At 66.3% G+C, this 16,029-nt stretch carries 13 protein-coding genes; 4 read left to right on the forward strand and 9 right to left on the reverse strand.

What is annotated here, in order from left to right; translation table 11 throughout:
• Window positions 1-5 precede the first annotated feature (5 nt).
• The 3 genes from CXQ89_RS13140 to CXQ89_RS13150 all read right to left on the reverse strand — a co-directional run bounded on the left by CXQ89_RS13140 (window position 6) and on the right by CXQ89_RS13150 (window position 5,599).
• Window positions 6-2,819 carry an FAD-binding and (Fe-S)-binding domain-containing protein gene (locus CXQ89_RS13140; RefSeq protein WP_104161591.1) on the reverse strand — a complete coding sequence of 938 codons (2,814 nt, stop codon included), beginning with the start codon at window positions 2,817-2,819 and terminating at the stop codon, window positions 6-8.
• Between the two features lie 161 nt (window positions 2,820-2,980).
• Complete coding sequence (locus CXQ89_RS13145) at window positions 2,981-3,715, reverse strand: FadR/GntR family transcriptional regulator (RefSeq protein WP_104161592.1); 735 nt, start codon at window positions 3,713-3,715, stop codon at window positions 2,981-2,983.
• Window positions 3,716-3,865: 150 nt separating this feature from the next.
• A complete protein-coding gene (locus CXQ89_RS13150; RefSeq protein WP_104161593.1) occupies window positions 3,866-5,599 on the reverse strand; it encodes an L-lactate permease in 1,734 nt (577 codons plus the stop codon).
• Window positions 5,600-5,786: 187 nt separating this feature from the next.
• On the opposite strand from CXQ89_RS13150, the gene CXQ89_RS13155 reads away from it, so the two are divergent.
• Genes CXQ89_RS13155 through CXQ89_RS13165 form a run of 3 tightly spaced genes read left to right on the forward strand, consistent with a single transcriptional unit; the run spans window position 5,787 to window position 8,745 of the window.
• Window positions 5,787-6,587 (forward strand): (Fe-S)-binding protein, encoded by an 801-nt coding sequence (locus tag CXQ89_RS13155; protein ID WP_104055053.1) that lies wholly within the window; start codon window positions 5,787-5,789, stop codon window positions 6,585-6,587.
• Complete coding sequence (locus CXQ89_RS13160) at window positions 6,584-8,113, forward strand: LutB/LldF family L-lactate oxidation iron-sulfur protein (RefSeq protein ID WP_104161594.1); 1,530 nt, start codon at window positions 6,584-6,586, stop codon at window positions 8,111-8,113. The genes CXQ89_RS13155 and CXQ89_RS13160 overlap by 4 nt, the downstream gene beginning before the upstream one ends.
• Complete coding sequence (locus CXQ89_RS13165; protein ID WP_104055055.1) at window positions 8,110-8,745, forward strand: lactate utilization protein C; 636 nt, start codon at window positions 8,110-8,112, stop codon at window positions 8,743-8,745. Before CXQ89_RS13160 ends, CXQ89_RS13165 begins: the two co-directional genes overlap by 4 nt.
• 15 nt (window positions 8,746-8,760) lie before the next feature.
• Here CXQ89_RS13165 and CXQ89_RS13170 read toward each other — a convergent pair whose 3' ends face one another.
• Window positions 8,761-9,864 carry an alpha/beta hydrolase gene (locus CXQ89_RS13170; protein ID WP_104161595.1) on the reverse strand — a complete coding sequence of 368 codons (1,104 nt, stop codon included), beginning with the start codon at window positions 9,862-9,864 and terminating at the stop codon, window positions 8,761-8,763.
• Between the two features lie 225 nt (window positions 9,865-10,089).
• Between CXQ89_RS13170 and CXQ89_RS13175 the strand changes: the two genes are divergently transcribed.
• Entirely contained in the window at window positions 10,090-10,758 is a 669-nt protein-coding gene (locus CXQ89_RS13175) for a hypothetical protein (protein WP_104161596.1), read from the forward strand.
• 54 nt (window positions 10,759-10,812) lie between these two features.
• Here the strand turns inward: CXQ89_RS13175 and CXQ89_RS13180 are convergent, their stop codons facing one another.
• The 5 genes from CXQ89_RS13180 to urtB form a co-directional block, all read right to left on the reverse strand.
• Window positions 10,813-12,270, reverse strand: coding sequence for a DUF5129 domain-containing protein (locus tag CXQ89_RS13180; RefSeq protein ID WP_104161597.1), 1,458 nt, complete (start codon window positions 12,268-12,270; stop codon window positions 10,813-10,815).
• A gap of 105 nt (window positions 12,271-12,375) precedes the next feature.
• Window positions 12,376-13,068 carry an urea ABC transporter ATP-binding subunit UrtE gene (urtE, locus tag CXQ89_RS13185; protein WP_104161598.1) on the reverse strand — a complete coding sequence of 231 codons (693 nt, stop codon included), beginning with the start codon at window positions 13,066-13,068 and terminating at the stop codon, window positions 12,376-12,378.
• Window positions 13,068-13,895, reverse strand: coding sequence for an urea ABC transporter ATP-binding protein UrtD (urtD, locus tag CXQ89_RS13190; RefSeq protein ID WP_258060091.1), 828 nt, complete (start codon window positions 13,893-13,895; stop codon window positions 13,068-13,070). Before urtD ends, urtE begins: the two co-directional genes overlap by 1 nt.
• Window positions 13,892-15,136 (reverse strand): urea ABC transporter permease subunit UrtC, encoded by a 1,245-nt coding sequence (gene urtC / locus CXQ89_RS13195; RefSeq protein WP_104161599.1) that lies wholly within the window; start codon window positions 15,134-15,136, stop codon window positions 13,892-13,894. Before urtC ends, urtD begins: the two co-directional genes overlap by 4 nt.
• On the reverse strand, window positions 15,133-16,017 hold the full coding sequence (gene urtB / locus CXQ89_RS13200; RefSeq protein ID WP_104055061.1) for an urea ABC transporter permease subunit UrtB: 885 nt from the start codon (window positions 16,015-16,017) through the stop codon (window positions 15,133-15,135). The genes urtC and urtB overlap by 4 nt, the downstream gene beginning before the upstream one ends.
• Window positions 16,018-16,029: the final 12 nt, after the last annotated feature.

Below are 16,029 nucleotides of genomic sequence, written 5' to 3' on the forward strand. Positions count from 1 at the left end.
GCGACCTACCGCGTGGCTTCGGCCAGGTACTCCAGCACATGCCGGTAGGTGTGGCCGGTGGCCTTGGACATGCCGATTTCACAGGTCCGGTTCACGGAGGCATAGGCAGCGAACTCGCGTTCGTTGATTTCCGCCGCCTGCTTGTCTGTGGCTGAAGCCGTCAGCTCCGGATGCAGCAGCCCGCGGTCACCCGCAAAGGCGCAGCAGCCCCAGCTTGGCGGCACAAACACTTCCTCCGCCGCAGCCTGGGCAATCGCCTGCAGGGCATCGTTGGCCCCGAGCTGGGTGGAGGAACACGTGGGGTGCAGGGCCATTGAGGGCAGCTTCCGGGTCACGGCCAGCTGCGGCAGGACGGTGTCCCGGACGAAGTCCACCGAATCGATGAACTGCAGCCCGGGATAGTCCGGGCTTTCCCCGGCCAGCCGTTTCATGGTGTCCAGGCCCTCGGTGCAGGACGCCGCGTCGCAGACCACAGGCAGCGCGCCGCCGCCGGTGGCTTCCCACAGGTTCGCGAGCACGCGTTCGGTCATGACCGCATAGCCCTTGCCGTAGCCCTTGGACTTCCAGGGCGTGCCGCAGCACAGGTCTTCGATGCCCGCCGGAATCCGCACCCCGATGTCCGCGCGCCCGCACAGCTCCAGGAAGGCCGCGGAGACGCCCTCCCCTTTGCCGGCCGGACCGAACATGGTGCCGATGCAGGCCGGGAAGTAGACGGCCACGGCGGCCGGGTCCTCCCGCGGTGTGCGTTTGGTGCCGCCGGCGGGCAGCACGGTTTCATAGGCGGGAACGTTTTCGGTGCCGGCCACGGCTCGGGCGACGGCGGTGGCAGCCTTGGGCAGCAGCGCCGGCATGGCGTTGGCCAGGCTCAGCGCCTTGCCGCCGGCCACCGTGACAGTGGACCAGTGCTCCGCGGCGGTCTTCCATCCGGCATCGGCAACTGCATTGGCGTTTTCCCTGCGCAGCCGGCGCACCAGGTCGCCGGTATTAATCAGCACCGGGCACGCCGTGACGCACATGCCGTCCGCAGCGCACGTCTGGACGCCGTCGTACTCATAGTCCTTGCGCAGTTCCTTGGCCAGGACAGCGTCCCCGCGGGCTTCGGCGGCAGCGATTTCCCGGCGCAGCACAATGCGCTGGCGCGGCGTGGTGGTGAGGTCCTTGCTGGGGCAGACCGGCTCGCAGTAGCCGCACTCCACGCAGCGGTCCACCTCGGCTTCAACCGTGGGGGCCACCTTGAGGTCCGCGATGTAGGACGCCGGGTCATCGTTGATGATGACGCCGGGGTTGAGCAGGTTCGGTGCATCAACCAGGGCCTTCAGCTCGCACATGACCTCATACAGCTCGTCGCCGTACTGCCGGCGGACAAAGGGGGCCATGATCCGGCCGGTGCCGTGCTCGGCCTTCAGCGAGCCGCCGTTGTCCAGCACCAGGTCCACCATCTCCTCGGTAAACGCCTGGTAGCGGGCCAGTTCCACCGGATCATCGAAGCGCTCGTTGAGCATGAAGTGGATGTTGCCGTCCTTGGCGTGGCCGAAGATGACCGAGTCCTGGTAGCGGTGCTCGGCGAAGAGCCGTGACAGTTCCTTGCAGGTGGAAGCCAGTGACGGCACCGGAACCACAATGTCCTCCAGCAGGGCGTTGGTGCCCGAAGGACGGGCGCCGGCCACAGTGGTGTAAAGGCCCTTGCGCAGGTGCCACATGGCAGCGCGGTCCTTGGCGTTGTCCGTCATGGCAAACGGAGCCGCCAGCGCCAGCGATTCAAAAAGGCCCCGCGAGGCTTCGCGCTTATCGGCCAGCTCTTCCGCGGTGCGTCCCTGGTGCTCCACCAGCAGAGCGGCGTGGGAGACGATGTCCAGATTCCGCAGTTCCGGCGGAGCGGCGGGATCTGCCGCGGCCACGCGCAGCGACGTCGAGTCCATCAGTTCAATAGTGGCCAGTCCGGAGGCCACCAGCTCGGGAAGGGCGGTGGCGGCACGGTCCAGCGAGTCGAAGAACATCAGCCCGGTGGCCACCTTGGGCAGCGCCGGAATGGTGCGGAAGGTTGCTTCGGCCACGAAGCCGAGGGTTCCCTCGCTGCCGACCATGAGGTGGGTCAGGATGTCCACCGGACTTTCGTAGTCCAGGAACGCGTTCAGGCCGTAGCCCATGGTGTTCTTCATGGAGAACAGCCGCTCGATGGTGGCCACGGAGTGCGGGTTGGCCACAATGCGTCCGCGCAGCCGCAGCAAACCTTCGAAAAGTTCCGGTTCCAGGGTCCGCAGCTTGGTCTCGGCGTCGGGGGCGGCAGTGTCGATCACGGTGCCCGAGGGCAGCACCATCACCATGGACTCGATGGTCTGGTAGGTGTTGAATTCCGTGCCGCACGCCATGCCCGAGGAATTGTTGGCGACGACGCCGCCAATGGTGCAGGCGATTTCCGATGCCGGGTCGGGGCCAAGTTTGCGCCCGTGGGCTGCCAGCCGGGAGTTGACCGCCCGCACCGTGGCGCCCGGCTGCACCCGGACCCGGGCACCGCCGTCGAGCACCTCGATGCCGCGGAAATGCTGGCGGGTGTTAATCAGCAGGCTGTCGCTCTGGCTTTGGCCGGACAGGGAGGTGCCGCCGGAGCGGAAGGTGGCCGGAATCCCTAGTTCACGGCTGCGGCGCAGGAGGGAGCCGACGTCGTCTGCCGTGCGGGGCGTGGCCACCGCTTCCGGAATCAGCAGGTAGTGCGAGGCATCGTGGGCCATTTTGCGGCGGTCGATGTCCCGGGTGCTGATGTCCTGTGTGCCAAGCGCCAGAAAGGACGCCGCTGTCGGAACTGCTGTTTGAACGCTCATCTAATCCTGATCCAACCATCCAGAGGGAACGACGGTGCTCCCGCCTTCAAATGTAGGCGGGAACACGTCCGGAGGAAAGTTGGTCAGGCCACAGCCGCGGTCCGTCCTCGGCAGTCGGCAGGGATACTCGAGTAGCCGCCGGGGCAGGGCAGGGCCGGATGTTACGAGGAGCCGTCCTTCTCTTCCCGCGGAATCTGCAGATAGAACCACTGGATGTGCTCGCGCAGAAGTTTGGCGGCGTCGTCTCCGCGCCGGGCGGCCACGGCGTCATAGATTCCGTGGTGGTGGTGCTGGAGCTGTGTCATGACGGCGGGCCAGTCATCCATGCTGTCCACGGCTTTCTGCACATATCCGCTGATCGCGCCGCTGAGGGAGGCCATCATGGTTTCAATGACCGCGTTGCCGGCCAGGGAGCTGAGCACCACATGGAACTGTGCGTCCAGCAGGTGGTAGGCCTCGCGCTCAATGCCCGGTGCGTCCATGGCTTCCAGGAGTGCGGCGGCGCTCGCCAGGGCGGTGTCCGCAGCGTCCGACGGCGGTTGGGCGGCGCCCGCTGCTGCAGCCCAGGTTTCAAGCAGAATCCGGGTCTGGACAATATCGGCTACCGGAAGCCTGCTGCTTGCCATGTGCAGGCGCAGTGCGGAGGAAAGTCCGGCCGACGGCTCGGAGATGATGATCGCTCCGGATTTGGGTCCTGAGCCCGAGGAGGAACGCAGCACACCCATGGCATCCAGGATGCGGATGCCCTCCCGCACGGAGGCCCGGGAGATGCCGTACGTCTCGGCAAGTGTCCGTTCGCCGGGCAGCTGGTCACCGAGGGAGATGGCGCCGGACCGGAGGTCGGCTTCAATGTTTTCCAGCAGCAGGTCATAACTGCGCCGCGGTTGATCTGTCACCGCTCCATCCTGCCATGTGCCGGAACCGGAAAACGACCCTCATGACTTCCGGTAGCCGGACAGCAAAGTGCGGGGCCGGAGAAGCTCCGGCCCCGCACTTGTGCTGCATCCGCAGCCTGCTGCAGCTGCTTCCCGAAACAGGAAGTCCGGCTACGGCAGCATCCACCCCAGGATCGGCGTGGACTGCAGGTAGACCAGGGTGCACAGCACCAGCAGCAGGCCAACGCTCCAGCCCACCACCTTGCGCAGCAGCACCGATTCCTGACCGTCCAGTTTCACGGCGGTGACCGCAATGGCGAGGTTCTGCGGGCTGATCAGCTTGCCCACCACGCCGCCGGTGGTGTTGGCCGCCACGAGGAGGTTCGGATCGATGCCGGCCTCAAGCCCGGCGGTCTGCTGCAGCCGGGCAAACAGGGCGTTGGCCGAGGTGTCCGAGCCGGTGACGGCAGTGCCGATCCACCCCAGCACGGGGGAGAGGAAGGCAAAGAATGCCCCGGTTCCGGCGAGCCAGGTGCCGATGGACACGGTCTGTCCGGAGAAGTTCATGACGTAGGCCAGGGAGAGTACGGAGAGGATGGTCAGGCCGGCCCAGCGCATGTTCCAGATGGTCCGGAAGATCTCGGTCACGCCGTTGCCCACGGTCATGGAGTAGCGGCCGCCGTCGTCGTACTTTGCGTAGACCGCACACACAATAAGCCCCGTGATCAGCAGCAGCGTGCCCGGGCTGGAGAGCCAGTTAAAGGTGTAAATGGTGGAGGAGACGGGCTCACCGGCGTCACTGAGCAGGCGGTCGTGCAGCCAGGGCCAGGGCACCTTGATGTCCGTGGAGGCCAGGAAAGCGGGAATGTCCGCGCCCCACTTCCACAGCTTGGCGATGCCGAAGATCAGGATCACCAGGAAATACGGGAAGAGGGCCAGCAGGGTGCGCGAACGGGTCAGCGAGTCCCCGTCCTTGACGGCTGCGGCGCTGCGGCTGCGGTTTCCGGAACCGCCGGCGTTGACGGAAGCGGAGCCGACGGCGAGGGCCGGCAGGCCCATGCGCTCGCGGGCGGCTTCCAGGCCGCGGGGCTGCCAGAACTTCAGGAAGACGACGGCGGCACCCAGACCTGCCAGTGCAGCCACGATGTCGGTGAGTTCGTAAGAGAAGAAGGTGGAGCAGAGCACCTGTGCAACGGCGAAGGCAACACCGGTGATCACGGCGGCGGGCCAGGTGTCCCGGACACCGCGGCGGCCGTCGAGGATGAAGACCAGGATCAGCGGCACGACGACGGCCAGCACCGGTGCCTGCCGCCCAACAACTGCGCCGATGTGGCCGGCATCGAGTCCGGTCAGGGAGGCTGCGGTGGTGATCGGAATGGCCATGGCCCCGAAGGCAACCGGTGCGGTGTTGGCCACGAGCACGGCGGCTGCGGCCTTGAGCGGCTTGATGCCCAGCGCCACGAGCATCGTGGCCGTGATGGCCACGGGTGCGCCGAAGCCGGCCAGCGCCTCCAGGAGGCCGCCGAAGCAGAACGCCACCAGGATGGCCTGCACGCGTACGTCCCCGCCGCCAATGACATCAAAGACCCGGCGCAGGTCCTCGAACCGGCCGCTCAGGACGGTGATCTGGTAGAGCCAGATGGCCATGATGACAATCCACAGCACCGGAAAGGCTCCAAAGACGGCGCCCTGGGTGGCGGACAGTACGGCCAGGCCCGCCGGCATCTCAAAAGCGAAGACGGCAACGGCGAGCGCCACCAGCAGGGCCACCCCGCCCGCTACATGCGCCTTGACCTTTACGTAAGCAAGCAGCACAAAGAAGGTCAGCAGCGGCACAAGGGCTACCAGTGCCGACACGGCAACACTGTTGAGCACCGGATCAGTGCTGGGAATGAACGACTCCACGGGGTTCCTCCGCTTTGAGGGGCAAGGTATGGTCAGGCCACAGTGGTCAGACCAAAGGAGTCTAGCGCAAATTGCGGATGTCTGTGATGGTGGTCACCAGCACCGGCGGGCTTGGATGTGTCCGCCGTAACATGTTCTACTATGGTCAGACCACACGTTCGGGGCATTGCCCCGCTGAAAGGCAGCCATGAGAATCGCTCTATTCGCCACCTGCATCGTGGACGCGATGTATCCGCGCACCGCCCGGGCAACGGTGGCCATCCTCGAGCGGCTGGGGCACGAAGTGGTGTTCCCCGCCGGGCAGGCCTGCTGCGGGCAGATGCACGTGAACTCCGGATACCTGCCCGAGGCCGTTCCCGTGGTCCGCAACCACATTGAAGCCTTCGAATCGCAGGACTACGACGTCGCCGTCGCGCCTTCCGGTTCCTGTGTCGCCTCGGTGAAACACCAGCATGCAATGGTGGCCCGGTCCTGCGGCGACGCAGCCCTGGAAGCCAGGGCGGAAGCCGTCGGCGCCAAGACCTATGAGCTGTCCGCACTCCTGACCGACGTTCTCGGCGTCACCAACGCCGCCGAACAGCTGGGATCCTGGTTCCCGCACAACGTCACCTACCACCCCAGCTGCCACGGCATGCGCCTGCTGCGGCTGGGTGACCGGCAGCTGAACCTGCTGCAGACCGTTGGCGGGATCACCGTGCAGCCGCTGCCCCAGGCTGACCAGTGCTGCGGCTTCGGCGGCACCTTCTCGATGAAGAACGCGGATGTTTCCACCGCCATGCTCGAGGACAAAACAGCCAACATTAGAGCCACCGGAGCCGAGCTGTGCTCCGGCGGAGACGCTTCCTGCCTGCTGCACATTGGCGGCGGGCTTTCCCGGGAAGGCAGCAGCGTCACCACCCTGCACCTCGCCGATATCCTCGCCAGCACCCGTGAAAATCCGGTGTCCGTCACCGGAGACGTTCTCGTGAGCGGAAAGGCTTCCCGATGAGCACCACCTACCTGGGCATGCCAACGCTGCCCGTCTTCGGGCAGGGCAACCTCAACGCCACCGAGTCCTTCCCTTCGGCGGCCAAGCGCGAGCTGGGCAACAGCCAGCTGCGCGCCAATCTGGGCCACGCCACCCACACCATCCGCGACAAGCGGCTGCGGGTGGTGGGGGAACTGCCGGACTGGGAGGACCTGCGCAGCGCCGGAAGCGCCACCAAACAGGCCGTCATGGCCCGGCTGCCCGAGCTGCTGGAACAGTTTGAGCAGAACTTCACGGCCCGCGGCGGCATCATCCACTGGGCCCGGGACGCCGCTGAAGCCAATGAGATTGTCCGCGACCTGATCCGCGAACAGGGCGTGGATGAAGTGGTCAAGGTGAAGTCCATGGCCACCCAGGAAATCGGCCTGAACGAGTACCTGGAAGAACAGGGCATTGCCGCCTTTGAAACCGACCTGGCCGAGCTGATTGTTCAGCTGGACCATGACAAGCCCAGCCACATCCTGGTCCCTGCCATCCACAAGAACCGCACCCAGGTCCGGGACATCTTCCTGCGGGAAATGCCCGGCGTGGACCCGGACCTCACCGACAACCCGGCCAAGCTGGCCGAAGCAGCGCGTGCCCACCTGCGCCGGAAGTTCCTTTCCGCCAAGGTGGCCATCTCCGGTGCCAACTTTGCGATCGCAGACGCCGGGACCCTCGCCGTCGTCGAATCAGAAGGCAACGGGCGCATGTGCCTGACCCTGCCCGAAACCCTGATCACCGTCATGGGCGTGGAAAAGCTGCTGCCGTCCTGGCAGGACCTTGAAGTGTTCATGCAGCTGCTGCCGCGCTCCTCCACCGGGGAACGGATGAATCCCTACACCTCGCTGTGGACCGGCGTCACCGAAGGCGACGGCCCGCAGAACGTGCACCTGGTGCTCCTGGACAACGGCCGCAGTGCCGCCCTGGCCGACGAAATGGGCCGCTCGGCCCTGCACTGCATCCGCTGCTCGGCGTGCATGAATGTGTGCCCGGTGTACGAACGCACCGGAGGCCATGCCTACGGCTCCACCTATCCGGGGCCCATCGGCGCCATCCTGTCGCCGCTGATGACCGGCATCACTTCCGAGGAAAACAGTTCGCTGCCGTATGCCTCCTCGCTCTGCGGCGCCTGCTATGACGCCTGCCCGGTCAAAATCAACATCCCGGAAATTCTGGTGCACCTGCGCGCGGAGGACGTGGACAGCAAGCGGGGCAAGAAGAAGCTGCCCTCCCAGATGGACCTGATGATGAAGGGTGCCTCCTGGGCGTTCTCCTCCGGGAAGCATCTTGGATTGCTGGAAAAGGGACTGCCCCTGGGCCGGATTGCCGCCGGCCGCAAAAAGAAGATCACCAAGCTGCCCGGCCTTGTGGGCGGCTGGACACAGAGCCGGGACATCCCGGCTCCGCCCGCCGCATCGTTCCGCGACTGGTGGGCCAAGGACCACAAGGATCCCGCTGCGGGGTCCACCCCCACGGATTCCGCGAACACGGGAGAACAGGCATGAGCGCACGGACAGACATCCTGGACCGGCTGCGCTCAGCGCTGCGGGATCACCCTGCGGTGCCGGAGATTCCGCGGACCTACCGCGAAGACTCCGGCATGAGCGCCGAAGAACGCATTGAACTGCTGGTGGACCGGCTGGTGGATTACAAGGCCGGAGTCACCGTGGTGGATGAAGCGGGGCTGGCTCCGCGGATCGCCGAGCTGCTCCGGGACGCCGCCAGTTACGTGGTTCCCGCCGGGATCGACGGCGCCTGGCTGGCGGACGCGGAAGCAGCGGCCCCCGGGCGCCGCCGGATCGACGCCGCGGACGCGCCGCTGAGCGTGGCGGAGCTGGATGCGGTGGACGCCGTCGTCACCGGGAGCGCCGTCTCCGTGGCGGAGACCGGAACAATCATTCTGGACGGCAGCCCGAACCAGGGCCGGCGCGCCATCACGCTGGTTCCGGACCACCACATTTGTGTGGTGCGGGAGGGGGACATCGCCGGGATTCTTCCCGAAGCGCTGCGCCGGCTGGACGGCACCCGTCCGCTGACCTGGATCAGTGGTCCCAGCGCCACCTCGGACATTGAGCTGGAACGGGTCGAAGGAGTGCACGGGCCGCGGAACCTGGACGTCGTTATCGTCCGCAGCTGAGGCTGCGGGTTACCGCTACGCCGCGAGTTTCTCCTCGATCTCCGGAAGTTCCGCGAGCAGGTCCTCCTCCAAGGCGATGACCTTCTCGAGCGGCCGCCGGGGCAGGGCGGAAACGCCGGTCACATCCTCCAGGAAGGCAACGGTCTGCTGCAGCGATTCCCTTGCCTCGGGACGGTGCAGCTGGAACTGGTACTCGTGGCCCAGAGCCGGCCTGTAATCCTGGGGCCAAAAGCTGCGGACCACCGGCACGCCAAGTTCCTCCAGCCGGTCCGCCAGGGGAAGGGACTGGGTGAGGGTCAGATTGTCGCCGTTGCCGCCGGAAATGTAGGTGGGCGGAAAGCGGTGGTCCACGTGCGCCGGGATGGACATGTGGGCTGCGGCCGAGGTTGCTGCCCAGTCCCTGGATCCGGTGTAGGACCAGAGTGCCTTCCGCAGGCCCCAGCCCACGGGGCCTGCCATGCTGGCCACGGCATCCAAATCGAAAACGCCGCAGTTCAGCAGGATTCCGCGCAGCTGACCGGGTGCGGCCGCGGGGACAACACCGGTGTCCCGGGCGTACTCCGGGTTGGTGACCGCCAGTGCCAGCTGGGCGGCCAGCTGTGCCCCGGCGGAATCACCGGCGAGAACAATGCGGTTCGGGTCCAGCCCGTAGCGGTCCGCATGTTCGCGTATGAAAGCCAGCGCCGCGTTCAGCTCTTTTACCGCGGTGGGATAGACCGCTTCGGGCGAGATGGAATACCCCACGCCCACGACCGCGTAGCCGTAACCGGCGAGGACCTTCAGGTAGGGTGCCACGTCTTCCTTGGAGCCTGAGATCCAGGCCCCGCCATGGATCCACATCACCACGGGAAGCGGTTTTCGGTCAGTGGCCGGAAGGAACAGGTCCAGGGACGGTTTGCCGGTCCCCAGATAGTGCAGTCCGCGGTGGCGCGTGACGCGGAAACCGGGAATATGGGGCTGGATTTTCGTCGCCTGGAATTTGTTGGCACTAGAGAAAACCCCGCGAATAAGCAGTACCGACGGCAGGGGGTGCCGGTGCAGCGCCACAGCTGCGGCCAATCCGGCAGCGGCGGCTGCGCCTGCCGCCAGTCCCACCGCGGGAAGCGAGAAGATCTTCATCTTTTTAAGCTAGGACGCGCTTCTGGACGCCAAACGGCGCGTTTACCGCCAGCTGGCGGGTCCCGGCCGGCTGCTGCGAGGAATCTCATGCCCCGTGGTGTTTGGCGGCACAGGTGCAAGCAGCTGCTACCCGTTTCACGAATCTCTCTGGTGCACCGGCCGATGTGTTCGTATTCTTCCCTTTCAGCGGCGGAACGGGAGCCGCATCCTGGGGGAGGGACAAACATGTGGTGGTTTTTTCTGGTGGGAAGCCTGATTGGCGTGGTTCTCGGCGTCGCCGCCGCCGTGCCGGGGCTGCGCTGGCTTCAGGGCGCGCGCGAGAGAAGGGCGCTGCAGGCACTGATCACCCAGGTGCACCTGAAACGGGCACTAGCCGAAAACGGTCCCGGCACCGCTGAGTCCGGGCTAGATCCTGTGCGGTGCCGTTCCACCGTTATTGATATCCGTCTGCAGGTGCGCGAGACCCTGAGCGAGCTTCGTCCCGGCTCTTCTGCCTCCGCGAATACTTTGCTGGAGATGCATCGGGCCTGTGACACCTACCTGGATGCAACGGAGCGCCCCGGCGGAAGCGTTGAAGCCCGGTTGCGTGATTTGCGGCTTGTGCTCAACCAGGGTGCACGCCGCCTGAGCAGCGGCCGCCATGTGCAGTATCTGGCTCCGGGGGAGCGCGCGGCGGTCCGCCGGGAAATGCTGCTTGCCGCCGCGCGTGCCAAAACCGAAGCACGGCGCAATCCAGGGACGGTTTCCCGGCCTCACACCGACAGCCCGGCGACGGTGCCGGGTCCACGGCGCGCGGCCCTGCTTGAATCGGACCGGCAGAACGCTGAAGCCTCCGCCCATGCTCGAGCGGCCCGCCGGCTTGTTGATCATTCGGACGCCCGGGTTCCCCTGTAGGTCAGTACAAGCCGGAGGGTGTGAGACGCTCGGGAGGGAGCTGCTGCAGGTCAGTCAGAACCTTCCGGAACTGCCCGCCCCGGAAAAGCTGCCGCCCGAGCCGCCGTACCCGGTGGAGCCGGACGCGGAGCTGCGGGCCGATTCCACGCTGCTGGTGCCGTGCTGGATGCCGGTGTTGAAGCTTCCCACCGAGTAGTAGAAGTAGGCGGGGAAGGCCGTGTCCACGATTCCGGGACGGTAGCTGCGGTCCCGGCGGCCCGGCGCGGAGGCCTTGTCCAGTTCCTTCTGCATGAGCTTGCGCTCGCTGTCTGTCTTCGCCTGCGCCGAGATGACGGTTTGGGCGTGCTTGTTCAGCAGATCCGAGAGCTTTTCCCGGGCGGCCTTGATGCGGTCCAGCGCCTGTTCGGGGGTAATACGGTCCTCAGCCAGTTCCGTGGCGGCGGCGGCAAGGTCCTCTTGGGTCTGCTGCCGGAAGGCCAGCAGTGCGCGGGCGGTCGCGGAATCCCTGGCCACGGCGTCCTTGCCTTCCAGCAGGTCATCGAGGCGGCCCAGATCCTCCTGCAGCGGATCGGTCTGGCGGTCCCAGGCCCGCTCCCAGCCCGGAGCCTTGTTGAGCAGCGCATTGGTGTCCGCGATGACGTCATCCAGGCCGTCCAGTTCAAGGGCGGCATCCGCGTACTCTTCCACCGTCACCGTGCTGCTGCGGTTCATCAGGTCCTTGTCGGAGAGGGCGTGGGCGGCGTTGTTCAGCGCCGTGGCCTTGTTGTAGCGCGTCATGAACGTGCGGTATTCCTCCAGCACCCGCGACCCGTAGGAGGAATCATCCGGAATGGTGTTGGCGTTGACCTCCGTAGCGTCCAGGTCCCGGGTGACGCTGGAATAGCTGGCGTCGGCCTCCGTCAGCAGCTTCCGGTTTTTGGTCCGGCGGTTCCGCCGCACCACCACGTAGGTGACGACCGATCCCGCCGCGGCCACCCCGGCAACGATGAATCCGATGATGGCGCCGGGGGAGAGGTACCAGGGACGGTTGATCAACTTGGCCGCTTCTTCGACGGCGGCAATGGTTCCTTCGGTCCAGTTGGCCTCGGCGAACAGCTCATTGGTTTCGGTCCGGATGTCCTCCTGCTGATCGAGGGATATCTTGCGGTCCTCGCCGTAGTACGTACCGGTCCACCGGCCCGTGGGATCCAGGGCGAAGATGAACAGTCCGTCCGCCCATTTCTGGCCGTCTTCGCTCAGCCACTCGGGGTGCTCTTCCCGGGCGAAGCGCAGCACTTCGGCGTTAAGAACGGTTCCGTCCTCATTGTCCGCAGGCCCGTTGTAGGTATAGACGGCAACCGTGGTGGGTTCCCGGAACTCAATATTTTCCAGTGCCGGCAGGAGCGTATTGCTGTCCAGGACTCCTGCGGTGTCTTCGACGATCACCTCGTCCGGGGTAACGGCAGCGGCTGCTGCGGCGCCCCCGGTCAGCGTGATCAGGACCAGCAGCAGCGTAGTCAGTGCCCGGCGCATCGTTTCCCCCTGTTGACGACTAATTTGGGCACGAGCCTAGCGCGGATCCGGGCGGGGGTCAGCCCGCAGCCGATCCTGCACCGGAGATGATGATGCGGCTGCGCCTCAGATCAACATGGCCGTGCGGACCGTTTCCGCAGCTGGTGCACCGCCGCGGCCGCTTGAGCTGACCCGCCCGGCCGCCAGGACGTAGTACGTGTCCGCGGCCTGCAGTGCGAAGCCGATGTGCTGTTCCACCAGGAGTACCCGCATGCCGGACCGCGAGGCGAGGTTCATGATGGTCTGCTCAATCTCGGCCACAACGTTGGGCTGGATGCCCTCCGTGGGTTCGTCCAAAATCAGCAGGGTGGGTTCGGTGATCAACGCGCGGGCAATAGCCAGCTGCTGCCGCTGCCCGCCGGAAAGCAGTCCCGCGCGCCGGGCCAGCAGCGGTTTCAGCGCCGGAAACATGTCCAGTGCCTCGTCCACCAGCGCCTTGCCGCGCTTGCGTCCGTCCGCCACCAGCCGCAGGTTTTCCAGCGTGGTCAGCGGACCGAAGGACTGCTGGCCCTGCGGGACGTAGGCGAGTCCGCGTGCCACCCGCTGATGCGGACGCAGTCCTGCGATGTCCTCACCGTTGAACAGGATGCTTCCGGCTGTGGGCTTGATGATGCCGACGACGGCGCGCAGCAGTGTGGATTTGCCGGCGCCGTTGTGTCCCAGGACGGAGGCGACGGCGTCATCGGGCACCGTCACGGAGACCCCGTGCAGCACTTGGGTGCGTCCGTACCCTGCCTTGAGGTCCTTGATTTCCAGCATCAGTGTCCTTTCGCGGGCGTGGTGCCCAAATAGACTTCCTGCACGCGCGGGTCCGCCTGCACCTGTGCCACGCTGCCCTCGCTGAGGACCTTGCCGGCGGCCAGGACGGTCACGGACGTGGCGTACTCACGGACAAAATCCATGTCGTGCTCAATGACCAGGGTGATCCGGTTCGCGCCGATCCGGCGCAGCAGCTCGCCGGTCTGGGCGCGTTCGTCCTGGCTCATGCCGGCGATCGGTTCATCCAGCAGCAGCAGCTCCGAGTTCTGCACCAGCAGCATGCCGATCTCCAGCCACTGCTTCTGCCCGTGCGCCAGGGTTCCCGCCTGCTTGGACGCCAGATGCTCCAAACCGATGATTTCCAGGGCCTCGTCCACGGCCGGGTCGGTGCCGCGGCGCCTGCGCAGCAACTCCAAGGGCCGCCGCCGGGCACCGGCCGCAATGTCCAGGTTCTGCAGCACCGACAGGTTCTCGAAGACGCTGGCTGTCTGGAAGGTGCGGCCGACACCGAGCTTGGCAATCTGGTGGACCTTTCGGCCGAGGATCTCGGTACCGGTGTGGTTGACGGATCCGGTGGCCGGAACCAGTCCGGTCATCGCGTCGATGATGGTGGTCTTGCCGGCGCCGTTGGGACCGATCAGGAACCGCAGGTCGCCCTGGGTGACGTCAAGGTTGACGCCGTCGACGGCGGTGAACCCGTCAAACACCACCCGCAGGTTTCGGACCTCCAGGTACTGCGGACGTCCGGAGCGCCGGCCGCCGGCCTGCGGCTCTCCCTGGGGCAGCAGCAGGTGCGGCTGTTCCGCGGCAATCATCTGGTGTTTCACGGGCGGAGCTCCTTAGCTGCGGGAACGGTGGCAAGCGGTGAAGCAACGGCGGAGACTGCCGGCGCCGGGGGCACGGCGGGCGGGACAGGCGGTGCACTTGTCGGCGGGCCGGACTCCCGGGCGGCTCCGCCGTCGTCGTTCCTCTTCCGCCGCAGCCTGCCCAGGACCGCGGGCAGCGAGGCCAGGCCGCCGGGCAGGAACCCGATGACCAGGACAAACAGCAGTCCCTGGAAGTAGACCCAGAAGGACGGAAAGGAGGATGCGAGCGAGGTTTGCGCGATGGCCACCCCCAGCGCGCCGAGGACCGGGCCCAGCACCGTGGACCGGCCGCCGATTGCCACCCCAATGAGGAACGCGATGGAGGGGGTGACGCCAACGTCGGCAGGGGAAATGATGCCCACGAGCGGCACGAACAGCGCGCCCGCCACGCCGGCCATCACTGCAGCCAGCACGTAGACCACGGTTTTGACGGTCGCGGGGTCGTAGCCCAGGAACCGAACCCGTTCCTCCTGGTCGCGCACGGCCACCAGCAGTTCACCGAACCGGCTGTGCATCAGTTGCCGTGCCGCAGCCACGACCAGCAGCAGCACCACGGCGGTCAGCAGGTACAGCATCCGCTTGTTGGCCGGGTCCGCCAGGTCGAAGCCGAAGAAGGACCGGAAACCGCTGAGCCCGTTGGACCCGCCGGTGGTGGCCTGCTGGCCGATGAGCAGGACGGCAAACGCGGCCGCCAGGGCCTGGCTGAGGATGGCGAAATAGGCGCCCTTGACCCGGCGCTTGAAGATGGCCAGACCCAGGACCAGCGCCACCAGCCCGGGCACCAGCACGACGGCGAGAACGGTCACCACGGGGCTGCGGAACGGCTCCCACCAGCCCGGAACGGTGCCGGTGCCGTACAGCGCCATGAAGTCCGGTACGCCGGAACCGCCGAACAGTGCGGCGTCGGCCAGCTTCATATGCATGGCCATGATGTAGGCGCCGAGGCCGAAGAACACGCCCTGGCCAAGGGTCAGCATCCCGCCGCGGCCCCAGGCCAGGCCGATGCCCACGGCCACAATGGCGAAGCAGAGGAATTTTCCGAACAGCCCCAGGCTGAAAACCGGCAGCAGTGCGGGTGCAGCCACCAGCAGCAGGACTGCCGCGGCGGCGAAGCCGGCCAGGACCCCTGCCCGGGACTGCCGTAGGGAGGAAAGACGGGCGGCGAAACCGCCGGTGGTGCTGCGGACTGTATCGGTGCTCATGCCAGGCTCCTCGTCTTGAGGGTGAAGATGCCCTGCGGGCGGACCTGCAGGAAAATCACGATGGCCGCGAGGATCAGCACTTTGCCGATGCTGGCGGTGGTGGAGAATTCGAACACCGACTGCAGCACCCCCAGGGCGAAGGCGGCGATGGCGGCTCCCTTGATCTGCCCAATGCCTCCGGCCACCACCACGAGGAAGGCGTCCACGATGTAGTTGGGACCCAGATACGGGCTGGTGGATCCGATCAGCGTTACTGCGACTCCCGCGATCCCGGCCAGGCCGGAACCGACAAAGAATGTCAGCTGGTCGGTGCGCCGGGAGGAAATGCCGCTGGACTCGGCCAGGTCCCGGTTCACGACGACGGCGCGGATCCGCCGGCCCAGCGGGGTTGCTTTCAGCAGCAGTGCCAGCGCCGCGAGGCAGGTGAGTGCCAGGGCAAGGATGAACAGCCGGGTCAGCGGAATGGGCGCGCCGAGAAGTTCCACGTTGCCCTGCAGCCAGGCGGGCACCCGGACGTCCACGCTCGGTGCACCGAAAATGTCCCGGGCCACCTGCTGGAGGATCAGGGAGACCCCGAAGGTCACCAAGAGGGTGTCCAGCGGACGGTGGTACATCCGCTTGAGCAGTAGTTCTTCCAGGATCAGGCCCATGGTTCCGCCCACGAGGAAGGCCGCCGGCAGTGAAACCAGGAGGGAGGCTCCGGCGCTGCCCAGGGTCTGCTGCACCACAAACGCGGTGTAGGCACCGGCCATGATGAATTCACCGTGGGCCATGTTAATGACCCCCATCTGGCCGAAGGTCAGCGACAGGCCCAGTGCTGCCAGCAGCAGCACCGAGCCCAGGCTGAGCCCGGCAAACATTTGTCCAATCAGCAGTTCCATTGCGGCGGACCT

The organism is Arthrobacter sp. ZGTC212, from assembly GCF_002929255.1.
Taxonomy (GTDB): domain Bacteria; phylum Actinomycetota; class Actinomycetes; order Actinomycetales; family Micrococcaceae; genus Arthrobacter_B; species Arthrobacter_B sunyaminii.

Coding starts and splice junctions, on each gene's coding strand:
- CXQ89_RS13180 (WP_104161597.1), bottom strand. CDS start 12,270: ATGCGCCGGGCACTGACTACGCTGCTGCTGGTCCTGATCACGCTGACC.
- urtC (WP_104161599.1), bottom strand. CDS start 15,136: ATGAGCACCGATACAGTCCGCAGCACCACCGGCGGTTTCGCCGCCCGT.
- CXQ89_RS13175 (WP_104161596.1), top strand. CDS start 10,090: ATGTGGTGGTTTTTTCTGGTGGGAAGCCTGATTGGCGTGGTTCTCGGC.
- CXQ89_RS13170 (WP_104161595.1), bottom strand. CDS start 9,864: ATGAAGATCTTCTCGCTTCCCGCGGTGGGACTGGCGGCAGGCGCAGCC.
- CXQ89_RS13165 (WP_104055055.1), top strand. CDS start 8,110: ATGAGCGCACGGACAGACATCCTGGACCGGCTGCGCTCAGCGCTGCGG.
- CXQ89_RS13140 (WP_104161591.1), bottom strand. CDS start 2,819: ATGAGCGTTCAAACAGCAGTTCCGACAGCGGCGTCCTTTCTGGCGCTT.
- CXQ89_RS13155 (WP_104055053.1), top strand. CDS start 5,787: ATGAGAATCGCTCTATTCGCCACCTGCATCGTGGACGCGATGTATCCG.
- urtB (WP_104055061.1), bottom strand. CDS start 16,017: ATGGAACTGCTGATTGGACAAATGTTTGCCGGGCTCAGCCTGGGCTCG.
- urtE (WP_104161598.1), bottom strand. CDS start 13,068: ATGCTGGAAATCAAGGACCTCAAGGCAGGGTACGGACGCACCCAAGTG.
- CXQ89_RS13160 (WP_104161594.1), top strand. CDS start 6,584: ATGAGCACCACCTACCTGGGCATGCCAACGCTGCCCGTCTTCGGGCAG.